Here is an 18,477-nt window from a genome sequence, read left to right as displayed (position 1 = left end):
CGCTAGCTTTCGCCACAATTTCACTCCACATGCACTCGCGATATCAAACGGGAATGAGCGAGGCTGCATGTTCGACGCGAAGCGGTTGCTGGATCAGTTCATGGGTGGTCAGGGAGGCCCAGGTCAAGGGGGCCAAGGGGGCAGCGGCGACTTCCTGCGCGGGGCGGGCGGCGGCGCGCTGGCCGGCGGACTGGCCGCTATCCTTCTCGGCACCAAGACCGGACGCAAGCTGGGCGGCGAGGCGCTGAAGCTTGGCGGCATGGCTGCCGTCGGTGCGCTTGCCTACAAGGCCTATCGCGACTGGCAGGCAGGCAAGCAGCCGGCGCCCGCAGGTTCGCAACAGCCGGCGCAGCAGGCGCCGGTGCCGATGCTTCCGGCGCCGAGCGGCACGCCGTTCAACCCGTCGACGGCGAACGAACAGCAGGCGCTCGCGCGCCATCTGCTGCGCGCCATGATCGCGGCCGCCAAGGCCGACGGCCATGTCGATGCGCAGGAGCAGGCGCGCATTTTCGCCGAGATGGACAAGCTGCCGCTCGCGGCCGACGACAAGGCCTTCGTCATGGACGAGCTGCGCGCCAAGCTCGACATCGATGCCGTGGCGAGCGCCGCCTCGACGCCGGAGGAAGCGGCCGAGATCTATGCGGCGTCGCTGCTCGCCATCGACGTCGACAATGCTGCCGAGCGCGGCTACCTCAGCATGCTGGCCGCGCGTCTCAAGCTCGACGATGCGCTGGTCGCCCATCTGCAGCAGAACGTGGCGCAGGCATCCGCTCAACCAACCTGACCGCTGCGTGCGCGAAAAATAGCACGCCGTCGATGACACCATTCATGCCGGGTGGCGTTCGTCAGTAGGGACAGGCGAGTTGATCGCGCCGCCTGTCCCGTATCGAACACGAGCGGGCCGGCCGAAAATTCGCATGCTCTCGGACCACGATAGTGGGAGGCCGTCACCGCAGGTTGCGTGATCGAAACTCCAATGGAAGGAGCGTGCGATGAAGTTGACTTCCGCGCAGATCGAGCAAACCCAGAAGCAGTTGCAGGCGGATGCCATCCCGGCAGAGCATCCGGCAATGGCACAGCTCGAACGGCTGTTCGGAGACCATACCTATTTCCTCGACAGTACCGGGCTCAGTATCGTCGAGCCTGTCGCCACCGATCAGACGGATACCCGGATGGGGATGGTCGTGAGCCTCGCCAACTGGGCGAGCGGGGATGCGAAGTCGCTGGAAGCCCATGCCCCCGAAGCGACGGATCGCATGATCAATCTCGGCGGCGATCGCGGTCGTTGATTTCCCTTCCGCGAGACGAAGGAGATTTTGATATGAAGAAATCGACAATCGGAGTCTGTGCGACGGCTCTTGCGGCGGCCAGCCTCTTTTTGCTGCCTGCCGTCAACGCGCAGCAACAGTCGCCGCCGGTATCGCCGCCGACCAAAAGCGTGCCGTCGGCGCCGACGAACATTCCCGACAACAAGCTCGATGCTGCGGCGGCGGCCGTCAAGAACGTCTCCGCCGTAAAGGACAGCTACAAGCAGAAGATCGCCCAGGCGCCTGCCGCCGACCGGGAGCGGATCGCCGACGAGGCTGATCAGGCCCTCGTTAAGGCCGTTACCGACAAGGGCCTGTCGGTCGAGGAATACACGACGATCCTCGAAGTGGCGCAGACCGACCCGGTCGTGAAGGACAAACTGGCCCAGCGCTTGAAGAACTAGCGTCGCCGCAGCGTTGCGGTCCGGAGGGCGTCTGCCACCCGGACCGCGATTGCTGCGACTATTCGGCGGCGAGCTTGGCCACCTTCGGCTTGAGGTGCTGCACCTTGGGCAACACTTCGCGCGACAGCAGTTCGAGTGAGTGGCGCCACGCCTTCGGGTTCTCGACATAGTCGAAGCCGAAGACCAGCAACTGTCCGAAGCCGCCGACCTCGTCGTAGATCTTCTCGATCTTCTCCGCGACCGTGCGCGGCGAGCCCACGATCCAGTTGTGCTTGGCGCAGTATTCCGGCGTGACGTCGGAGTCCGCGACGCTCTGGTCGTGTTTCAGGTATTCGAAGAAACCGAACTGGGAGAGCAGCGGCAGGAAGTACTCGCGCATCATCCGGCCCATGTGCGAGCCGACGGAGAGGCGCATCGCCTCCTCGTCCGTATCGGCCACGAAGACCTCGCGCACCATGCGCCACTGGCCACGATCGGGCGTGCGGCCGGACTTGGCGGCGCCGATCTCGACCGACTCCCAATGGCTGCGCACATAGGCCGGGTTGAGGTTGAGGCTCATCGGCAGATAGCCTTTCTCGCCCGCGAGCTTCAGCGTGTCGGAGCCCTTGCTGAGGCCGGCGACGCCGATCGGCGGATGCGGACTCTGCAGCGGCTTGATGTGCGGCTTCAGGAAGCCGAACATCGTGTCGGGCTTGGTGACGTGCCAGTACTTGCCCTTGAAGTCGAAGGGCTCGGGCGAAGTCCACAGCTTCAGGATGATGTCGAGGGCTTCGCGCGTCATCTCGCGATTGACGCCGGACATGCCGTCCACGTTGAACATCGCCCAGTCGCTCGGCAGGCCCGACGCGGCGACGCCGAAGTTGAGGCGGCCACCCGAAATGTGGTCGAGCATGGCGACGCGGTTCGCGAGTTCGGCCGGGTGATGATAGGGCAGCAGGAAGCCGCCGGGCCCGAGGCGGATGTTCTTGGTCTGCAGCAAGCCCTGGGCCACCAGCAGGTCGGGCGAGGGATGCGGCTCCCACGGCGCGGTGTGATGCTCGCCGATCCAGCATTCGGCAAAACCCAACTCGTCGAGCCAGCGGATCACTTGCAGATCCCACTCGTGGCCGTCTTTCAGCGGCCTCTCGGGTGGATGCGATGGCATCGTAAAGTATCCGATCTGCATTATTTCCTCCTGCGTTGTTTCCCGGACTCCACTACCATCGCGCGACGAGCGCAAGAGTGCGGGTTGCATGCCTGACGAAGTTCTCATTCTGATCGACCAGCAGAAGGCGATGGAGCACCCCCTCTGGGGACCGCGCAACAATCGGCAGGCGGAAGCCAACATCCTGCGGTTGCTCGAGGCCTGGCGACGACGCGGCAAGCCGGTCGTCCATGTGAAACACGATTCGACCGATCCCAATTCGCCGTTCCGGCCGGGGCAGGAGGGCAACGAGTTCCTGCCGCTTACCGCGCCGCTGCCCGGCGAGGTGGTGGTGGCCAAGAAGGTCCACAGCGCTTTGATCGGCACCGGCCTGACGGAACGGCTGGAGCAAATGGGGCGCCCGCCACTCGTGATCTGCGGTGTGCAACTCGCGAACTCCGTCGAGGCGACGGTCAGGGTGGCGGCAAATCTCGGCTTTGCGGTGCGGCTGCCGGGAGATGCCTGCTGGTCATGCGACAAGCGCGATCTTACCGGCCGGCTGTGGCCGGCGGAGGACGTGCATCAATTGACGCTGGCGTTGCTCGACGGCGAGTATGCCTCGGTAACGACGACCGATCAGATTCTCGCCTCTCTTTAGCTGGCGTCACCGCGCCGCTGAACGAAAACGGGGCGACCTTTCGGCCGCCCCGTCGTCAAACGTTCCTGTGTGTCCGGCTCAGCCGAGCTGGATCCAGGTGGTCTTCACCTGCGTGAACTTGTCGAAGGCGTGGAGCGACTTGTCGCGACCGATGCCCGACTGCTTGTAGCCACCGAACGGCGTGGTGATGTCACCGCCGTCGTAGGTGTTGACCCACACCGAGCCGGCGCGAAGGTTCTTGGCGAACTTGAACGCCTTGTTGATGTCGGACGTGAAGATCGCCGAGGCGAGGCCGTAGATCGTATCGTTGGCCACGGTCAGCGCCTGCTCGGCATCCTTGACCGGGATGACCGAGAGGACTGGCCCGAAGATTTCCTCCTGGGCGATCTTCATCTTGTTGTCGACATTGTCGAAGACGGTCGGCTCGATGAAGGAGCCGGCATTGTCGATATGGACCTGCTTGCCGCCCATGGCGAGCTTGGCGCCTTCCTTCTGGCCGGCATCGATGTAGCCCATGACGCGCTTGGTCTGCGTCTCGTCGACCATGGCGCCCATCTGCGTCTTGGGATCGAGCGGATCGCCCGGCATCATCTTCTGGCCGATCGCCATGACCTTGGCGAGGAACTCGTCCTTGATCTTGTCCTCGACGATGAGGCGCGAACCGGCGGTGCAGACTTCGCCCTGGTTGAACCAGATGCCGAAGGCGGTGCGACGCGCGGCGATGTCGAGATTGGGCGCATCGCCCAGCACGATGTTGGGCGACTTGCCGCCGCACTCGAGCCAGACCTGCTTCATGTTGGATTCGCCGGAGTACTTCAGGAAGTACTTGCCGACTTCGGTCGAGCCGGTGAAGGCCAGCACGTCGACATCCATGTGACGGCCAAGTGCCTGGCCCGCGGTCTCGCCGAAGCCCGGCAGCACGTTGAACACGCCCTCGGGAATACCGGCCTCGGCCGCAAGTTCGGCGAGACGGATGGCGGTAAGCGGCGACTGTTCGGCGGGCTTCAGGATCACCGAGTTGCCGGCGGCCAGCGCCGGCGAAATCTTCCAGCAGGCCATCAGGAGCGGGAAGTTCCACGGCACCACGCAGGCCACGACGCCCGACGCTTCGCGGGTGATCAGGGCCACCACGTTGCCCGGCGTGGGGGCGACTTCGTCGTAGATCTTGTCGATGGCTTCGGCGAACCACTGCACGGTGTTGGCCGAACCCGGAATGTCGACGGTGGTAGAGAAGGCGATCGGCTTGCCCATGTCGAGCGTCTCGAGCAGGGCCAGCTCCTCGCGGTTCTTCATCATCAGGTCGGCGAGCTTCAGCATGATGCGCTTGCGCTGGGCCGGCGCCATGTTGGCCCAGGTGCCCTTCTCGAAGGCGGCGCGCGCGGCCTTCACGGCGGCGTCGACGTCGGCCTGTTCGCAGGCCGCGACCTTGGTCAGCACCTGGCCGGTCGCCGGGTTGATGCAGTCGAAGGTCTTGCCGGTGAGGGAGGGGGCGAACTTGCCACCGATGAAGGCCTGGTTGCGGTAGCTGAGACCGCCGACACGGCCCTTCCAATCGTCGCGCGAAAGCTGGGCGCTCATTTCTGTCTTCCTCCTTGTTGGATTGGGGCGGAGCCTAGCCCACGAAAAAGCCGCCCGAAAGGGCGGCTGTTCCGTCAGGCACGCCAGGCGGCCGATTTATTTGATCTTCGATTCCTTGAAGACGACATGCTTGCGCGCGACCGGATCGTACTTCTTGAGTTCGAGCTTCTCGGTCTTGGTGCGCGGGTTCTTCTTGGTCACGTAGAAGAAGCCGGTGTCGGCGCTGGAGATCATCTTGATCAGGATCGAGGTGGGCTTGGCCATAACAATTGTCCTTATGCCCGGAAGGGCGAATTCGCAGGAGGGCGCAAAGTAATCAGCGGGACGCCGGTGTCAAGCCTTGCCGTGTCAGGCCCAGCTCGCGCGGTCAGCGAAGGTCAGCGGGCGGCGGCCTGCTGACTGCCCGCCTGCACGGCGTGGGCATAAAGTGCCCGGTCGTGCAGCAGGCGGCTCGCGATCTCGACATCGGCCTCGGGCGCCGTCTCGCCCGGCGGGCAGATCTTGCGCAGGTCCGAAACTTCCTGGCCGGTCGGATTGCGCAGCGCATGCCAGCGCATGAGCTGGCTCTGGTTCGACTCGACCGACGCGGTCGCGAGCTTGGCGGCCTCGCCGGCCTTGGCCGTGCAGATATTGGGCAGGACGCCCAGTTCGTTCCAGGTGTAGCCGGACGGCGCCTGCAGGCGCGACCAGGTCAGGATCAGTTCGCCCTCGTTGGCGAGCCGCACGACGGTCTGCACCGTACCCTTGCCGTAGCTCGTGGTGCCGACGACGACGGCGCGGCCGCGATCCTGCAGGGCGGCGGCGACGATCTCGGCCGCCGAGGCCGAGCCGCCGTTCATCAGCACGACGATCGGCAGCTCCGTGGTCTTGCTGCGGCCGGTCGAGCTCTTGTAGGTGCGGCGGCTGTCGGGGTGGCGGCCGGCGGTCGAGAAGATGGTGCCGTCGCCGATGAACACTTCCGAGACCGTCTGGGCCTGGTCGAGCAGGCCGCCGCGGTTGGAGCGCATGTCGATGATCAGGCCGGCGAGATCCTTGCCGATCTCGGCCTTGGCCTTGTCGATGGCCGCACGCAGATTCTCGGTGGTGGCCGAGTTGAAACCCATCAGATGGATCAGCGCCACGTCGTCGCGACGTTCGTAGACCACGGTGGTGGGGATAATGCGGGCCCGTTTCATCGCCAGTGTCATCTCCGCGCCCTGAGAGGCGCGCAGCACCGTCATGTTGACCGGCGCGCCGACGGAGCCGCGCAGCTTGTGCACCACGTCGGAGAGCGGGCGGCCGATCATCGACTCGCCGTCGATGGCCAGGATCTGGTCGTCGATCCGGACGCCAGCCTTGGCGGAGGGCGAACCCTCCTGCACGGCGCGGATCATGATCTTCTTGTCGTCCGTGCGCTCGACGGTGATGCCGATGCCGCCGCCGCCGTCGCGCTGAAAACGGTTGTCGCGCGCCTCGTCGGGGTCGGCGTAGCGGCTGTTGCGGTCGAGCTGTTTGGTGGTCGAGGTGATCGCCTGGCGGATCAACACCTGGCGATCGACCGCCTGCAGGGCGGGCGAGGCCTCGATGGATCCGGTCATCAGTTCGGCCAGCATGCCGCCCCAGGCCCGCCCGTCTGCCGTGTCGCTGGGCGTCGTCCGGGTGAGTATTTCCTTGCCGTCGCGCTTGACCGTGAAGGCGCCGGCTCCGGCGTCGAGCGACAGGGTGGGGTCGCTGCTGGCGAAGCTGCGGTAGGCCTCGCTCGACAGATTGTGGAAGTTGGGCTCGTAAAGATGGCGGTCGCCGATGGCCCTATAGGCCTGCAGGACCACCCGTTCCATGTTGGCGTCGGCGGAAAGGGCCGGCGCACGGGTGGGAAGCGAGGCTTGCGGGGCGTCGCCCGAGGTCGCACAGGAGACGACTAAACAGGCAGCAAGGAGCGACGCGGCACGCGCCAGCGTCGTACGTAGAAAAGGGAGTTGTGGCACTTCCATACCCGGCAGACCGAGACAATAGCACAAGCCGTCGGCGGGCGGCCACGTCGTTTCAGACCGAGGAGTCGAGGCCCCCGGCTGAAGGCTTGGGCGCCGAAGGTTTCGGAGAGGCTATTCGCTGCGACCAGAGGGCCGCGATGACGGCGCCTTTTATGTGCGGCAGCAGGTAGAGCGCAAGCACAACGGAGAGTGGCAACCACAAAAGAGCGTGAACCCAAAGCGGCGGCTCGTTACCCCAGCGTTCGAGCAGGAGAACCAGCGGCACCACGATGTGGCCGACGACGAAGATGGTGAAGTAGGCGGGAGCGTCGTCGGCGCGATAGGCCTCCAGCGCCAGTTCGCAGGCGGTGCAGTGGTTCTTCATTTTCAGAAACGAACCGAATAGCGCACCCTCGCCGCAACGCGGGCAACGGCCGCTCCATCCGCGTAAAATCGATGTCCAGAAATCGACCGGGGCCGGTGCGCTGTTCATGGCGAACACCATGAGCCCAGCTTTTACTTTCGTCGGCGTGACCGTTTGTCCCGTGGGGGGCCGCCGTGCGCGACGGGACGCCGCGGTGCGCCGCGACGTGCGTCACGCGGCGAACGCGAGCCGCGCGGCAAGGCGTGGCGTTCAACCCGTTCGAGCACCTCGACGATTTCGAACAGCAAGCCTCCGGTTGCAATGTCGGCTTCGACGAGCTTGAGCCTCAGCCGGTCGCCCAAGCCGAACGTCTCGCCGGTGCGTTCGCCGATCAGCAGCTGCCGGCCTTCGTCGTGACGGAAGAATTCCTGGCCGAGCGAGCGGACGGGGATAAGTCCGTCTGCGCCCGAACCGTCGAGAGCGGCGAACAATCCAAAGCGCGTGACGCTGGTGACGCGGCCGGAAAAAGCAGCGCCGACATGGGCGGCCATGTAGGCCGCGACATAGCGATCCATCGCGCCGCGCTCGGCCGCCACGGCACGGCGTTCGCACATGGAGAGATGCTCGCCGAATTCCGCGAAGCGCCCCTTGTCGGCTTCGGCAAGACCGCCTTCGCCCAGACCGAAGGCCGCGATCAGGGCGCGGTGCACGATCAGGTCGGGGAAGCGGCGGATCGGCGAGGTGAAGTGCGCGTAGCGGGCGAGGGCGAGACCGAAATGGCCGAGATTGTCGGGGCTGTAGACGGCCTGGCTCTGGCTGCGCAGGACCGTCTCGTTGACCAGGCGATTGATCGGCTTTTCCGCCACGCGTTGCAGCACGCCGTTGAGATCGCCCGGCCGCAGCCGCGGGCCGGCCGGCAGCGAGACGCCCAGGGTGCCCAGGAATTCGCGCAGCGATTCGAGCTTGGCGAGGTCGGGCTGGTCGTGGACGCGGTAGAGGCAGGGCATGTGCCGCTGCTCCAGCGCCTGGGCAGCCGCGACATTGGCCAGCACCATGAACTCTTCGATCAGCTTGTGGCTGTCGAGGCGGGCGCGGACGCCGATCTCGGCGATGCGGCCGTCCTTGCCCAGGGTGACCTGCCGCTCCGGCAGGTCGAGGTCCAGCGCGCCGCGCCTCTCGCGCGCCGCCAGCAGGGTATGGAAGGCGCCGTAGAGCGGACGCACGACCTCGTCCATCAGCGGCGCGATCTCCTCGTCAGGCGCGCCGTCCATGGCGGTCTGCACGCGGTTGTAGGTGAGGCGGGCGGCCGAGCGCATCATGGCACGGTGGAACTTGTGGCGCTTGAGGTGACCCTGAGCGTCGATCCACATCTCGGCCACCAGGACGGGCCGGTCCTGGCGCGGCACCAGCGAGCACCAGTGGTTGCTGAGCGCTTCCGGCAGCATCGGCACGACCCGGTCGGGGAAGTAGACCGAGGTGCCGCGGCGGTACGCGGCGCGGTCGAGCGGCCGGTCATGGCGCACATACCAGGCGACGTCGGCGATGGCGACGAGGATGCGCCAGCCGCCGGGATGGGCGGGGTCTGGTTCGGCGAACACCGCATCGTCGAAGTCGCGCGCATCCTCGCCGTCGATGGTGACCAACGGGACGCCGCGCAAATCGAGGCGGTCGCCCAGCGGGGCGGCCCTGGATTTTTCGGCCTCCTCGATTGCCGCTTCCGGGAAGTCGACCGGAATGTCGTTGGCGGCGATCGAGATCAGGCTGACGGTGCGCGGATCGCTCATCGGGCCGATCCGTTCGACCACGCGGGCGCGGCGCGCCAGCGCGCCGCCGGCTTCTTCGATCCACACGATGTCGCCCGGCAGCGCGCCGTTCTTGTCCGCCGCGCGCACGTCGAAGACGCGACGCAGCTTCTTGTCGGTCGGCGTCACCAGGCCGAGGCCGTGGCGGCCGTCCGGCTCCTCGTAGAGGCCGAGGATCTTCTTCGGGCCGCTGCCCAGGCGGCGGATGATGCGCGCCTCGTAGGCGTTCTTGCCGCGGCGCTTCAAACTCGCCAGCACGCGGTCGCCGACGGCGGGCGCCGGGGCGCCGCGCGAGCTTTGCGGGACGATTTCGATGCGCGGCGGCGGGCCGTCCTGCTCCTCGTCGTGGCGGCGCGGCACGGCCAGCAGATGGCCGTCGTCGTCGACGCGCACGATCTCGAGCACGGTGATGTCGGTCAGCGCCTTGGGATCCTTGAAGGTCTTGGCGCGGTCGGCCGCGATCTCGCCGCTGTCGCGCAGGTCGCGCAGCAGTTCCTTGAGCTCGATGCGCTGGTCGCCCTTCAGACCGTAGGCGCGGGCGATCTCGCGCTTGCCAATCGGCGTTTCGCTGTCGCGGATGAAGGCCAGCAGTTCGTCGCGGGTGGGGACGCGGCCCTTAGCCATCGGTGCCGGTGCGCGGCGGTGCCTCTGTCTTGGCCTTGGCCTTGGCCGCCTTGCGCTTGGGCGCGGCCTTCTTCTTGGCGGTGGCCTTCTTCTTCGCGGGCTTTTCGCCGGTATCGTTGGCGGCGACCGGCGCGGCCTTCTTGGCCTTGGCAGCCTTCGGCTTCTTTCCGCCGCCCTTGGCGGCGCGTTCTGCCAGAAGCGCGACGGCCTGGTCGAGTGTCAGATCTTCCGGCTTGATGTCGCGCGGCACGGTGGCGTTGACGCCGCCATGCTTCACGTAGGGGCCGTAGCGACCATCGTAGAGTTCGACCGCAGCCTCGTCGGAAGGGTGATTGCCGATGGTGCGGATGGGCTTGGCGGCGGCGCGGCCGCGCGGGTTCTTGGCCTCGGCCAGGAGCGCCACGGCGCGGTTCATGCCGATCTCCAGCACGCTCTCGTCGCTCGGGATCGATTTGTACTTGGGACCGTGCTTCACATAGGGCCCGAAGCGGCCGACGCCGGCCAGGATCGGCACGCCGTCCTCCGGATGCGGCCCCAGCTCGCGCGGCAGTGCCAGCAGCGCCAGCGCCTTTTCCAGCGTGATGTCGTCGGGCGTCATGCCGCGCAGCAGGGAGGCGCGCTTGGGCTTCTCCTTGCCCTCGGGCTCGCCGAGCTGGACGTAGAGGCCGTAGGGGCCCTTGCGCAGCGTGACCTGTTTGCCGGTGGCGGGATCCTCGCCGAGGATCTTCGGCCCGTCGAGATTCTCGCCGCTCGCCGCATCGGCGTCGGCATCGACGATGCCGAGCTTCCGCGTGAAGCGGCACTCCGGATAGTTCGAGCAGCCGATGAAGGCGCCGAACTTGCCGAGCTTCAGCCCCAGCCGGCCGTCGGCGCAGGACGGGCAGGCGCGCGGGTTCTTGCCGTTGTCGTTGGCCGGAAAGAAGTGCGGGCCCAGCTCCTCGTCGAGCTTGTCGAGCACTTCCTTGACGCGCAGCTCCTTGGTCTCGCCGACCGCTTCGGAGAAGGCCTTCCAGAATTCGCGCAGCACCTGGCGCCAGTCGATCCGGCCGCCGGAGATGTCGTCCAGCTCCTCTTCGAGGCCGGCGGTGAAGTTGTATTCGACGTAGCGCGGGAAATAGGTCTGCAGGAAGGCCGTGACGATGCGGCCGCGATCTTCCGGGATGAAGCGCTTGCGGTCGATCCGCACGTAGTTGCGGCGCTGCAGGACCTCGATGATGCTGGCATAGGTCGAGGGCCGGCCGATGCCCAGCTCCTCGAGCTTCTTCACCAGGCTCGCCTCGGAATAGCGCGGCGGCGGTTCGGTGAAGTGCTGCTCCGGCACGACCTCGCGGCGTTCCAGCGCCTCGTTCTCGGCGACGTCGGGGAGGATGGTGCTGCCTTCCTCGTCTTCCTTGGCGGTGTCGTCGCGGCCTTCATCATAAAGAGTGAGGAAGCCGTTGAACTTCACCACCGAGCCGGTGGCGCGCAGCTGTACGGTCTTGTCGCCGCTGGCGATATCGACCGTGACCTGGTCGAGCACGGCGCTTTCCATCTGGCTGGCGACGGTGCGCTTCCAGATCAGCTCGTAGAGGCCGAGCTGGTCCTTGTCCAAATGCGCGGCGACGTCCTGCGGCGTGCGGAAGAGGTCGGTCGGGCGGATCGCCTCGTGGGCCTCCTGGGCGTTCTTGGCCTTGGAGGTGTAAACGCGCGGGCTGGCCGGCACATAGGCCTGGCCATACTTGCTCTCGATCAGGCGGCGCGTCTGGCCGATCGCCTCGGGAGCGAGCTGCACGCCGTCGGTACGCATATAGGTAATGAGACCGACCGTCTCGCCGCCGATGTCGACGCCTTCATAGAGGCGCTGGGCGATGCGCATGGCCGTGGCCGCACCGAGGCCCAGCTTGCGAGAGGCTTCCTGCTGCAGGGTCGACGTGATGAAGGGCGGCGGCGGGTTGCGCCGCACCTGGCGGCGGTCGATCGAGGAGACCGCGAAGGCGCGGCGCTCGATCTCGCGCTTGGCCTGCTCGGCGCGCTCCTGATTGTCGAGATCGAACTTGTCGAGCTTGCGGCCGTCGAGATGGGTGAGGCGGGCCTTGAGCGTCTGCTTCTTGGCCGTACCGAACAGGGCGTCGACCGTCCAGTACTCGCGGCTCTTGAAGACCTCGATCTCGGCCTCGCGCTCGCAGATCAGCTTGAGCGCCACCGACTGCACGCGGCCGGCGGAGCGGCTGCCCGGCAGCTTGCGCCACAACACCGGCGAGAGGGTAAAGCCCACGAGATAGTCCAGCGCCCGGCGGGCGAGGTAGGCATCGATCAGCGGCTGGTCGAGGTCGCGCGGATGGGCGACGGCGTCCAGCACCGACTGCTTGGTGATGGCGTTGAAGGTGACGCGCTTTACGTCCACCCCGTCGAGCGCCTTCTTGCGCCCGAGGATGTCCATGACATGCCAGGAGATCGCCTCGCCCTCGCGATCCGGGTCGGTGGCGAGATAGAGCTTGCCGCCTTTGGAGACGGCCTGCGCGATGGCGTCGATGCGCTTCTGCGATTGGGCATCGACTTCCCAGTCCATCGCGAAATCTTCGTCGGGGCGGACCGAGCCATCCTTGGGCGGCAGGTCGCGGACGTGACCATAGGAGGCCAGCACGGTGTAGCCGGGGCCCAGATACTTCCCAATGGTCTTAGCCTTGGCCGGGGACTCGACGACCAGTACGTCCATCGCCGGATCATGCTCCAGTTCAACATCAAAAACCGGAGCTAAATCACTGATTTACATCAGAGATACGCGGTTACCCCGGTGCCTCTCCAGGCGGCCCTCCAGCTCCAGAGCCATGAGGACCTCCGCCACAGAGGCGGCGGACACTTGGCATCGGCGCACCAGTTCGTCAACCGCGGTGGGGGTGGGACCCAGGGCCGACACCACCCGCGCGGTGGCTGCATCTTGCGGTTTTTTGACAGGCTTTTCAGCCACTTGGGGCGCGCGCCGTGGTTGCCCGAGGACACTCAGAATATCGTTTGCGTCGCGCACCAGAATGGCCCCATCCCGGATGAGGCTATTGGATCCGGCGTGGCGCGGGTCCATCGGCGAGCCGGGCACGACGAAGACCTCGCGCCCCTGCTCGGCAGCCCGCTGGGCCGTGATCAGGGAGCCCGACCGGGCGGCCGCCTCGATGACCACGACACCGGCCGACAGGCCGCTGACGATGCGGTTGCGGCGCGGGAAGGCGCGGGCGACCGGCGGTGCCCCCAGCGAGGCCTCGCTGAGGAGGAGACCCTGCCGGGCGATGGCGGCGTGGAGCCCGGCATTCTGCGGCGGGTAGATCTGGTCGGCCCCGCCGGCCAGGACGGCGACCGTTCCAGTTTCCAGCGCAGCCTGGTGGGCGGCAGCGTCGATGCCGCGCGCCAGGCCGGAGGCGATCACGAAGCCCGCGGCGCCCAGGGCGGCGGCCAGATCGGCGGCGAAGCGGCAGCCGGCCGCCGATGCGTCGCGGGCGCCGACGATGGCCAGGGTGGGCCGATCGAGCAGGCGGCAATCGCCGATGGCGCTCAGGACCGGGGGCGCATCCGGCAGGGCGGCCAGCGCAGCGGGATAGACCTCCTCACCGATGACGACGAAGCGGCCGCCGACTTTGGCCAGCGCATCTTCCTCGTGGGCGATGGTGGCGTCGGAGACTGTCGCCAGTCTGGTGCAGGCCGCCTGGGCGGAGCCGAAATGCGCCAGCGCCTCGTGGAAGGTCACGGGGCCGATGCGGGCGCTGCGGGCCAGCCGCAGCCGGGCGCGGCGTTCGCGCGGATCGAGATCGAGTTGAAGCGGGCCGTCGAACATGCGCTGACGCTAGGCGAGCAATCCAGATTTGTAAAACAACTATAAGTAGAAATCAGCGCAGCCGTGGATTGAGGGCATCGCGCAGCCAGTCGCCCAGCAGGTTGACCGACAGCGACAGGATCACCAGCGCCATGACCGGGAAGATCACGATCCACCATTCGCCGGAAAACAAGAAGGCGTTGCCGATGCGGATCAAGGTGCCCAGCGACGGTTGCGTGGCCGGCATGCCGACGCCGAGATAGGAGAGCGAGGCCTCGGCGATGATGGCCAGCGCCAGTTCGATGGTGGCGATCACCAGCACCGGCCCCCAAGCGTTGGGCAGCACATGCTGGAGCGCAATGCGCGCACCGGGCACGCCGATGATGCGGGCGGCGTTGACATAGTCCTTGTTCTTCTCGGCCAGCGTCGTGGCGCGGGTGACGCGCGCGAACTGCGGCCAGTAGGCGAAGCCGATGGAGAAGACCAGCACCCAGATCGCCACGCTGTCGTGGACGTTCTTGGGCAACACCACGCGCGTGACGCCATCCAGGGTCAGCGCGATCAGGATGGCGGGCACCGTGAGCTGGATGTCGGCCAGCCGCATGATGACCGACTCGACCCAGCCGCCGCGGAAGCCCGCCAGCAGGCCGAGCAGCACGCCGGTCGTGACCGAGAGCAGGATGGCGGCCAGCCCGATCATCAGCGACACGCGCGAGCCGTAGAGAATGGCAGACAGTACGTCGCGGCCCTGATTGTCGGTGCCCAGCAGATGCTTGGCGCTGCCGCCCTCGGCCCAGGCCGGCGGCGTGAAGGCATCCATCAGGTTGAGCGCCTTCACGTCGAACGGATCGTAGGGCGCGATCCACGGCGCCAGCACGGCCCCCGCGAAATAGATCAGGGTTACGAGCGAGGCGGCCACGACCAGCGGCGAGCGGCGGAAGCTCCACCACATGTCGCTGTCGCGCAATTTCGCCAGCGCGCCCGTTTCGCTCATGTCGCCGCACTCCGCCGGCTGAGCAGCGCACCGCCCGCGCCGAGCAGCGACAATAGCGCAGCCAACGGGCCGAAGCCCTCGAAACCGACCGAACCGATCATCAGGGCGCCGAGCGCGGCGGCGCCGATCCAGCCGACGCTGGCCGAGGTGCCGTTGAGGCCGAGCACGGTGCCGCGCACCTCCTCGGGCACGGCGGCCAGCGCGGCCATGAAGGAGGGCCGGCCGAGCGCGTTCAGCAGCACGTAGACGAAGCCGACGGCGATCGAGACGACCGGGCCGGGGTGCCACATGAAGAGCGCCAGGGCCGCGACTCCCGACAGCGCCATGGCGACGGCGAAGGTGAGCAGCCGGTCGCGCAGCCGGTCGGCGAGCTGGCCGCCCAGTACCGTGCCCGCGACGTTGCCCAGCGCGAACACCGCCAGCGGGATGGCGAGTTCGAGCAGGGACATGTGATAGGTCACCTGCATGAAGGTGGCGAAGTAGACGGCCGCGAGGCCGTAGCAGATGCGCTCGGCGACGCCGGTGCCCAGCAGTCCCAGCACGCGCGGCGAGAGGGCGGACTTGAGCGACGGCCGAGCCGCGTCGCCGCGCGTATGGCCGGCGCTGCCGCGTCCGACGGTGAAATAGAGGCTGAGGCAGGCGGCGAGCGCCAGGCCGCCGACGCAGACCAGCCAGCCGCGCCAGCCGATGATCGAGCCGACAGCGGCGGCCATGGGCACGCCGACCACCAGGGTGAGCGACTGGCCGCTCATTACCCAGCCCAGCGCCCGGCCGCGCTGGCTGTCGGGCACGCGGCCCGAGACTTCGGCGAAGATCACGCCGGAGAAGGCGCCGGCGCAGCCGCCGCCCACGGCGGCCCAGAGCGCGACCCAGAAGAACGAGCCGGCCCAGGCTTGGGCAACCATCGCCAGCGCCAGGGCGAAGGGGGCGGCGATCAGGAGCGGCCGCCGGCCGATCACGTCCGACAGCCAGCCGCCCAGGGCGGAGGTGATGCCCCAGGCCGTGGCCGTCAGCGACACGAGGTTGGCGACCAGCGGCATGGCGACGTCGAGATCGTGCGCCATGTCGAGCAGGAAGGGCGCGCGCGTCGTGCCGCTGGAGGTCGCGGCGAAGGAACCGAGGCAGGCGGCGCCGATCAGCGCCCAGGGAAGGACGGCTGGAGGTACGGGCGGCAGGTCGCGCGAAGAACCAGGGCTCATCCGCCGGCCGTTCCCAGCCGGGCACGGTCCAGACGCAGCCGCGGATCGATCGCGGCGTAGAGCAGATCGACGAAGAAATTGATGGTCACGAAGATCAGAGAGACCATGACGAGATAGGCGGCCATGACAGGGATGTCGGCGAACTGCACCGACTGGATGAAGAGATGGCCCATGCCGGGCCATTGGAACACCGTCTCGGTGATGATCGAGAAGGCGATCAGGCCACCGACCTGAATGCCTATCACGGTAATGACCGGCAGCAGGGTGTTCTTCAACGCATGGCGGAAATGCACGGCGCGGTCGGTGAGGCCGCGGGCGCGGGCGAACTTGATGTAGTCGGTGCGCAGCACTTCGAGCATCTGCGAGCGCACCAGCCGCAACACCAGCGTCATCTGGAAGAGCGAGAGGGTGAAGGCCGGCAGCACGATCGCCTTCAGGCCGGAGTCGGTCAGCAGGCCGGTCTGCCACCCGCCGAGGTTCACCGTCTCGCCGCGGCCGAAGGAGGGGAAGCACCAGTCGGCCGGCAGGCCGAGTCCCGGCGCCCAGGATTTACACTCCACGGAGAAGACATAGATCAGCAGGATGCCGATCACGAAAGTCGGCATGGCGACGCCCGCGAGCGAAAAGGTCATCACCGCGCCGCTGTCGAGCGTATTGCGGCGCAGCGCCGTCAGCACGCCGAGCGGAATACCCATCGCCAGCGCGAGGATGGCCGCCACCACGACAAGCTCGAGCGTCGCCGGCATGCGCTCGACGATGAGGTCGGAGACCGGCCGGGCCAGCCGATAGCTCTTGCCGAAGTTGCCGGTCGCGGCGTTGCCCAGGAAGCGCAGGAACTGGACGCCGACGGAATCCTCCAGTCCCAGCTCGCGGCGCATCTCGGCGCGTTCGGCGGGCGATGCCTCCTGGCCGACCATGTTGTTCACCGGGTCGCCCACGAAATTGAACAGCACGAAACACAGGAACGACACCGCCAGCATCACGCCCAGCGACTGCAGAAGGCGGGAGACGATGAAAGCCATCATCTCTCATCCTCCCCGGTCGTCCGGGGAAGACGAGAGCGGCATGCGCGGCCTCACTTCATCTTGCCGTATTTGAAGTTGGGCGAGTCGTTGGCGAAGATCGGCATCGTCACCTTGTCGCTCATCGACCAGACGATAAGCTGGTGATGCAGCGGCAGGTACGGCATGTCGGCGACGACGAGCGCCCAGGCGTCGGCGATCATCTTGTCGCGCTTGGCCTGGTCGACCTCCTTCAGCATGCCGTCGGCCAGCTCGTCCAGCTTGGCGCTGGAATAGCCGGTGAAGTTCCAGCTGCCCACCTTCTTGGCCGCGTCGCTGGTCTGGTACAGGAAGGTGAAGACATAGTGCGAGTCGAGCGTCGGCACGCCCCAGCCCAGCAGGAAGAAGCTCGAATCCTTCTTCTGCAGTTTGGGGAAGTGCAAGGTCTTCGACCGCGCCTGCAGATCGACCTTGATGCCGATCTGCGCCAGCATGCCGGTGACGGCCTGGCAGATCTGCTCGTCGTTGTTGTAGCGGTCGTTCGGGCAGTCCAGCGAGACGCTGAAGCCGTTGGGATAACCGGCCTCGGCCATCAGCTTCTTGGCCGAGGCCACGTCGTACTTCAGGCGCTGGTCGAGCTGCGGCGTGTGGCCGTGCACGCCGGGCGAAGTGACGAGGCCCGCGGGCGCGGAGAAGTTCCGCATCACCTTGGCCTTGATCGCGTTGACGTCGATGGCCTGATACATGGCCTGGCGCACGCGCTTGTCGGCGAACGGGTTCTTGCCCTTGACGTCGGAGTATTTGAGTTCGGCCGACCCCATGTCGAGGCCGAGGAAGATCGACCGCACCTGCGCGGTCTCCTCCGTCTTGAGGCCCGGCGTCTGCTTGATGCGCGCGATGTCCTGCAGGGGCGCATCGAGCACGAAGTCGACCTGGCCCGAGATCAGCGCCGCCACGCGCGTCGCGGGCTCCTTGATCGGCGTGTAGACCAGTTCGTCGGGATAGTCGGGGAAGGCCTTGGCGCCCCAGTAAGTCGGGTTCTTGGCCATCACGGTGCGCACGTCGGGATCGCGCTGCTTCAGCGTGTAGGGGCCGGTGCCCATGGCGTTGCGCACCGCATAGGTCTCTTCCTTGTCCTTGAAGCTCTGCGGCTTGGTAACGTTGTGCTTCTCCGACCAGGCCTTGGACATGATCAGGATCGAGGTCGTGTAGTCGGGCAGGATCGGGTTCGGCCCGTTGGTGACGATGTGCACCGTGAGCGGATCGATCGCCTTCACGTCCTTGATCGAGGAGATGTAGGAGCGGAAGTCCGATGTCGGCGCCAGCGCGCGGTTGTAGCTGAACACCACGTCGTCGGCGGTGAAGGGCGTGCCGTCGCTGAACTTGACGTCGGGGCGAAGCTTGAACTCCCAGGTGTCGGGGGCGATAGGCTTCCACGAGAGCGCCAGGCCCGGCACCTTGGCGAGCTTGGGATCGCGGCTGATCAGGCCCTCGTAGACATGCTGGTTCATGGCCGTGGTCGGGCCTTCGTTCTGCGAATGCGGATCCATCGTCAGCGCATCGCCCTGGCTTGCCCAGCGCAAGGTCTTGGCGTCGGCGACCGACAACGCCACCGATGTCAGGCACAGGCTCGCCACCGCGAGCGCCGCCACACGTGCAACGAACATCGTCATTGCCTCCTGCAGTTGTTGTG

At 66.8% G+C, this 18,477-nt stretch carries 16 protein-coding genes; 4 read left to right on the top strand and 12 right to left on the bottom strand.

Annotation, left to right across the window (positions count from 1 at the left end; all coding sequences use genetic code 11):
- The first annotated feature begins 67 nt into the window (after positions 1-67).
- The 3 genes from BN60_RS11950 to BN60_RS30815 all read left to right on the top strand — a co-directional run bounded on the left by BN60_RS11950 (position 68) and on the right by BN60_RS30815 (position 1,711).
- Positions 68-784, top strand: coding sequence for a tellurite resistance TerB family protein (locus tag BN60_RS11950; RefSeq protein WP_020696283.1), 717 nt, complete (start codon positions 68-70; stop codon positions 782-784).
- 208 nt (positions 785-992) lie between these two features.
- Positions 993-1,289, top strand: coding sequence for a hypothetical protein (locus tag BN60_RS30820; protein WP_020696282.1), 297 nt, complete (start codon positions 993-995; stop codon positions 1,287-1,289).
- Positions 1,290-1,321: 32 nt separating this feature from the next.
- Positions 1,322-1,711 (top strand): DUF4168 domain-containing protein, encoded by a 390-nt coding sequence (locus BN60_RS30815; RefSeq protein ID WP_020696281.1) that lies wholly within the window; start codon positions 1,322-1,324, stop codon positions 1,709-1,711.
- Between the two features lie 58 nt (positions 1,712-1,769).
- Here BN60_RS30815 and BN60_RS11935 read toward each other — a convergent pair whose 3' ends face one another.
- Complete coding sequence (locus tag BN60_RS11935) at positions 1,770-2,876, bottom strand: LLM class flavin-dependent oxidoreductase (RefSeq protein WP_020696280.1); 1,107 nt, start codon at positions 2,874-2,876, stop codon at positions 1,770-1,772.
- A gap of 67 nt (positions 2,877-2,943) precedes the next feature.
- On the opposite strand from BN60_RS11935, the gene BN60_RS11930 reads away from it, so the two are divergent.
- The gene (locus BN60_RS11930; RefSeq protein WP_020696279.1) at positions 2,944-3,492 is read left to right on the top strand and encodes a cysteine hydrolase family protein; all 549 of its coding nucleotides are present in this window, start codon (positions 2,944-2,946) and stop codon (positions 3,490-3,492) included.
- 78 nt (positions 3,493-3,570) lie between these two features.
- Here the strand turns inward: BN60_RS11930 and BN60_RS11925 are convergent, their stop codons facing one another.
- The 11 genes from BN60_RS11925 to BN60_RS11875 form a co-directional block, all read right to left on the bottom strand.
- Complete coding sequence (locus tag BN60_RS11925) at positions 3,571-5,070, bottom strand: aldehyde dehydrogenase (protein WP_020696278.1); 1,500 nt, start codon at positions 5,068-5,070, stop codon at positions 3,571-3,573.
- 96 nt (positions 5,071-5,166) lie between these two features.
- Complete coding sequence (gene rpmG / locus BN60_RS11920) at positions 5,167-5,334, bottom strand: 50S ribosomal protein L33 (RefSeq protein ID WP_020696277.1); 168 nt, start codon at positions 5,332-5,334, stop codon at positions 5,167-5,169.
- A gap of 113 nt (positions 5,335-5,447) precedes the next feature.
- Positions 5,448-6,887 (bottom strand): S41 family peptidase, encoded by a 1,440-nt coding sequence (locus BN60_RS11915; protein ID WP_051150124.1) that lies wholly within the window; start codon positions 6,885-6,887, stop codon positions 5,448-5,450.
- A gap of 205 nt (positions 6,888-7,092) precedes the next feature.
- Positions 7,093-7,524 (bottom strand): DUF983 domain-containing protein, encoded by a 432-nt coding sequence (locus tag BN60_RS11910; protein ID WP_020696275.1) that lies wholly within the window; start codon positions 7,522-7,524, stop codon positions 7,093-7,095.
- Between the two features lie 11 nt (positions 7,525-7,535).
- The gene (gene rnr / locus BN60_RS11905) at positions 7,536-9,809 is read right to left on the bottom strand and encodes a ribonuclease R (RefSeq protein ID WP_020696274.1); all 2,274 of its coding nucleotides are present in this window, start codon (positions 9,807-9,809) and stop codon (positions 7,536-7,538) included.
- On the bottom strand, positions 9,802-12,504 hold the full coding sequence (topA, locus tag BN60_RS11900; protein WP_020696273.1) for a type I DNA topoisomerase: 2,703 nt from the start codon (positions 12,502-12,504) through the stop codon (positions 9,802-9,804). Before topA ends, rnr begins: the two co-directional genes overlap by 8 nt.
- Positions 12,505-12,555: 51 nt before the next feature.
- Positions 12,556-13,611, bottom strand: coding sequence for a DNA-processing protein DprA (gene dprA / locus BN60_RS11895; protein WP_020696272.1), 1,056 nt, complete (start codon positions 13,609-13,611; stop codon positions 12,556-12,558).
- A gap of 52 nt (positions 13,612-13,663) precedes the next feature.
- Entirely contained in the window at positions 13,664-14,584 is a 921-nt protein-coding gene (locus BN60_RS11890; protein WP_020696271.1) for an ABC transporter permease, read from the bottom strand.
- On the bottom strand, positions 14,581-15,783 hold the full coding sequence (locus BN60_RS11885) for an MFS transporter (protein WP_020696270.1): 1,203 nt from the start codon (positions 15,781-15,783) through the stop codon (positions 14,581-14,583). The genes BN60_RS11890 and BN60_RS11885 overlap by 4 nt, the downstream gene beginning before the upstream one ends.
- Positions 15,780-16,808 carry an ABC transporter permease gene (locus BN60_RS11880; protein ID WP_020696269.1) on the bottom strand — a complete coding sequence of 343 codons (1,029 nt, stop codon included), beginning with the start codon at positions 16,806-16,808 and terminating at the stop codon, positions 15,780-15,782. Before BN60_RS11880 ends, BN60_RS11885 begins: the two co-directional genes overlap by 4 nt.
- A gap of 50 nt (positions 16,809-16,858) precedes the next feature.
- Positions 16,859-18,451 (bottom strand): ABC transporter substrate-binding protein, encoded by a 1,593-nt coding sequence (locus BN60_RS11875; RefSeq protein WP_043285426.1) that lies wholly within the window; start codon positions 18,449-18,451, stop codon positions 16,859-16,861.
- Between the last annotated feature and the right edge of the window lie 26 nt (positions 18,452-18,477).

The sequence above is a fragment of the Reyranella massiliensis 521 genome, assembly GCF_000312425.1.
Classification (GTDB): Bacteria; Pseudomonadota; Alphaproteobacteria; order Reyranellales; family Reyranellaceae; genus Reyranella; species Reyranella massiliensis.
The sequence above is the reverse complement of the archived record's forward strand: the minus strand, read 5'-3'. Positions and strand labels throughout refer to the sequence as shown.